Raw genomic sequence first — 1,439 nt, 5'->3', positions numbered from 1 at the left:
GGGCCGGGGGTGGCGGAGGGGTCGCGGGCGATCCCGCGCAGGGACCCGGCTCCCGCCCGGCTCCCCCTCACAGATGGACGACGGGGCAGGTCAGCGTCCGTGTGATGCCCGGCACGCGCTGTACCTCGGCGACCACCAGGCGGCCCAACTCGTCGACGGAGTCCGCCTCGGCCCGCGCGATCACGTCGTACGGGCCGGTGACGTCCTCCGCCTGGAGGACGCCGGGCAGTTTGGAGATGACATCGGCCACGGTGGACGCCTTGCCCACTTCGGTCTGAATCAGGATGTACGCCTGTACCACGGGTCCTCCAGGGCGGCTTCGAGGATCGGGGCGCTACCGTAGCGCGTCATGACCTGCGGCAGGGAGTTGTCGGGGCCGCCGGGCACCACAGGTTGACCCGATGGCCGGAGACGAGACATGAGGAGAGCGGAGTGAAGGGCACCGTGGGCGAGCTGGGCGAGTTCGGGTTGATCCGGGAGCTCACCGCCCGGATCAGCGACGCACCCGCCGTGCGGCTGGGCCCGGGAGACGACGCCGCGGTGGTCGCGGCGCCGGATCGGCGCGTCGTCGCCACCACCGACATCCTGGTGGAGGGCCGGCACTTCCGCCGCGACTGGTCCACCGCCTACGACGTCGGCCGCAAGGCCGCCGCGCAGAACCTGGCCGACGTGGCCGCCATGGGGGCCTCCCCGACCGCCCTGCTGCTCGGCCTGGTGGTTCCGGCGGAACTCTCCGCCACCTGGCCGCTGGAGCTGATGGACGGCATCCGGGACGAGTGCCGCGTCGCCGGCGCGGGCGTGGCGGGGGGCGACGTGGTCCGGGGCGCGACGATCACCGTCTCGATCACCGCGCTGGGGGACCTGCGCCACCGCGAGCCGGTCACCCGCTCCGGGGCCCGCCCCGGCGACGTGGTCGCGGTCAACGGCTGGCTGGGCTGGTCGGCGGCCGGCTACGCCGTCCTGGCACGCGGGTTCCGCTCCCCCCGCGCCTTCGTGGAGGCCCATCGCCGCCCCGAACCGCCCTACGCGGCGGGTCCCCTGGCCGCGGAACTCGGTGCCACCTCGATGACCGACGTCAGCGACGGCCTGCTGGCCGACCTGGGACACATCGCCCGGGCCAGCCACGTGCGCATCAACCTGCGCTCCGCCGCGCTGGACGTGCCCGCGCAGATGTCCGACATCGGCAACGCCGTCGGCGTGGACCCCCTGCAGTGGGTGCTCACCGGGGGAGAGGACCACGCCATCGTCGCCACCTTCCCGCCGCACACCAAGCTGCCCGCCCGGTGGAGGCGCATCGGCGAGGTGCTGCCCCCCACCGCCCCTCCGGCCGTGACGGTGGACGACGCGCTCTGGGAACGTGCCGGGGGATGGGACCACTTCAACACCCCCGAGGAGGCACTGTGAGCCCGTCACGCCCCGGCCCCGAGCCGGTGTCCGTC

General features: G+C 74.2%; 2 protein-coding genes. One reads left to right on the top strand and one right to left on the bottom strand.

Translation table 11 applies throughout. The annotated features are described in order from the left end of the window. Window positions 1–67: 67 nt before the first annotated feature. Window positions 68–301: an Lrp/AsnC family transcriptional regulator gene (locus FOE67_RS25620; RefSeq protein ID WP_182667200.1), complete on the bottom strand. Its 234-nt coding sequence runs from the start codon at window positions 299–301 to the stop codon at window positions 68–70. Between the two features lie 131 nt (window positions 302–432). On the opposite strand from FOE67_RS25620, the gene FOE67_RS25615 reads away from it, so the two are divergent. After that, complete coding sequence (locus tag FOE67_RS25615; protein ID WP_182667199.1) at window positions 433–1,404, top strand: thiamine-phosphate kinase; 972 nt, start codon at window positions 433–435, stop codon at window positions 1,402–1,404. Window positions 1,405–1,439 lie beyond the last annotated feature (35 nt).

Source organism: Streptomyces calidiresistens, assembly GCF_014141525.1.
Classification (GTDB): Bacteria; Actinomycetota; Actinomycetes; order Streptomycetales; family Streptomycetaceae; genus Streptomyces; species Streptomyces calidiresistens.
This window is presented reverse-complemented; position numbering and strand designations above follow the sequence as displayed.